Genomic DNA, 2436 nt, shown 5'->3' with positions numbered 1-2436 from the left:
TTTCAGCGCCGATGGTACTGCAGGGGGGACCCTGTGGGAGAGTAGGACACCGCCGAACAATTCTTCAGGACCCCTGGTCCCAGCGTTCACGCTGGGACCAGGGGTCCTTTTGTTTTTTGCTCGACTTTTTCCGATGCGCGGCAGAGTGCCGGCTGCGCGAGAATGACTGCAGTACCCGAAGACAGGAGTCACGCCGATGTCCACCAACTCTCCCGACGACCGTCCGGAGCGCGAACCGCGCCGCAGGGACGGTGCCGGCGGTGACCGGGGCGGTTTCCGTGGACCGCGCCGTGACGACAACCGTGGTGGTGGCGGTGGTTTCCGCCGTGACGACAGCCGTGGTGGTGACAACCGTGGTGGTGGCGGTGGTTTCCGCCGTGACGATCGCGGTGGCGACAACCGCGGTGGCGGCGGTGGCTTCCGCCGTGACGACAGCCGTGGTGGTGACAACCGTGGTGGTGGCGGTGGTTTCCGTCGCGACGATCGCGGTGGCGACAACCGCGGTGGCGGCGGTGGCTTCCGCCGTGACGACAGCCGTGGTGGTGACAACCGTGGTGGCGGTGGTGGTTTCCGCCGCGATGACCGCGGTGGCGACAACCGTGGCGGTGGCGGTGGCTTCCGCCGAGATGACAACCGTGGCGGCGACAGCCGTGGCGGGGACAACCGCGGTGGTGGCTTCCGTCGGGACGATCGGCGTGATGAGCGTCCTTCGTCGTTCCGTCGTGACGAGCGTCCTTCCTTCCCGCGTGACGATCGCGGTGGCGACAACCGTGGTGGCGGCGGTTTCCGCCGCGATGACCGTGGTGGTGACAACCGTGGCGGTGGCGGCGGTTTCCGCCGTGACGATCGCGGTGGTGACAGCCGTGGTGGTTTCCGTCGTGACGATCGTGGTGGGGACAACCGCGGTGGTGGCTTCCGTCGGGACGATCGGCGTGATGAGCGTCCTTCGTCGTTCCGTCGTGACGAGCGTCCTTCCTTCCCGCGTGACGATCGCGGTGGCGACAACCGTGGTGGCGGCGGTTTCCGCCGCGATGACCGTGGTGGTGACAACCGTGGCGGTGGCGGCGGTGGGTTCCGCCGCGATGACCGTGGTGGTGACAACCGTGGTGGCGGTGGGTTCCGTCGGGACGACAACCGCGGTGGCGGCGGTGGCTTCCGCCGCGATGACCGGCCTTCGTTCCCGCGTGACGACCGGCGCGATGACAGCCGTGGCGGCGGTGGTGGTTTCCGTCGGGACGATCGGCGTGATGAGCGTCCTTCGTCGTTCCGTCGTGACGAGCGTCCCTCCTTCCCGCGTGACGACCGTCGTGACGAGCGGCCCTCGTCGTTCCGTCGGGACGACAACCGCGGTGGCGGCGGTGGGTTCCGCCGTGACGACCGCGGTGGGGACAGCCGTGGCGGTGGCTTCCGTCGTGACGACCGTGGCGGCGACCGCGGTGGGTACCGCGGCCGGGACGACCGTGGCGGGTACGGGCGCCGGGACGACCGTGGGGATCGGGAGCGGAGCGACCGCGCGCCGATCAAGCGGCTGCCGATCCCGCCGGAGGTCACCGGTGAGGAGATCGACCCGGACGTGCGCCAGGAGCTCATGAGCCTGCCCAAGGGGCTGGCCGAGGACGTCGCGCGCAACCTCGTCATGGTCGCCCAGACGATCGACGAGGACCCGGAGCAGGCCTACGCGTACTCCAGGATCGCCCTGCGGCTCGCGTCCCGTGTCGCCGCCGTGCGCGAGGCCGCCGGCTTCGCCGCGTACGCGACGCAGAAGTACTCCGAGGCGCTGGCCGAGTTCCGTGCCGCGCGCCGGATGAGCGGTGGTGTCGAGCTGTGGCCCGTCATGGCCGACTGCGAGCGCGGTCTCGGCCGGCCCGAGCGCGCGCTCGCGATGGCCGGTGAGCCCGAGGTGCAGAAGCTGGACAAGGCAGGTCAGGTCGAGATGCGGCTCGTGGCCGCCGGCGCCCGCCGGGACCTGGGGCAGCTCGACGCGGCCATCGTGACGCTGCAGAGCCCCGAGCTGGCCTCCAGCGCCGTGCACCCGTGGACCGCGCGCCTGCGGTACGCGTACGCCGACGCGCTGCTCGCCGCCGGTCGTGACCGCGAGGCGCGGGAGTGGTTCGCCAAGGCTCTGGAGGCCGACAAGGACGGGGCCACGGACGCCTCGGACCGGCTGGCCGAGATGGACGGTGTCGAGTTCGTCGACGCGTTCGACGACACGGACGAGGAGTCGGACGACGTCGTCGAGGCCGAGGACGACCTTGACGAAGACGACGAGGACGACGACCTCGACGAGGACGACAGTGACGACAGCGTCGGCGACAAGAGCTGACACGGTCGGTACGTGAGAAGGGGGCGAGCCACCGGGGGGGCGCCCCTCTGCGGTTTTGGGGGGGGCGGGGCGTCCCGCCCCCCGCACCACACGACCCAGCCCCTCGCCCGCGG

1 protein-coding gene and 1 pseudogene are annotated in these 2436 nt (G+C 70.8%); both read left to right on the top strand.

Going from position 1 to position 2436, the window contains the following annotated elements:
* Positions 1–196 precede the first annotated feature (196 nt).
* Positions 197–1189: pseudogene (locus ACFWUY_RS27965) on the top strand (hypothetical protein); the annotation flags it as partial.
* A gap of 339 nt (positions 1190–1528) precedes the next feature.
* Complete coding sequence (locus ACFWUY_RS27960) at positions 1529–2323, top strand: hypothetical protein (protein WP_384115312.1); 795 nt, start codon at positions 1529–1531, stop codon at positions 2321–2323.
* Positions 2324–2436: the final 113 nt, after the last annotated feature.

This window comes from Streptomyces sp. NPDC058664 (assembly GCF_042716635.1).
Lineage (GTDB): Bacteria > Actinomycetota > Actinomycetes > Streptomycetales > Streptomycetaceae > Streptomyces.
This window is presented reverse-complemented; position numbering and strand designations above follow the sequence as displayed.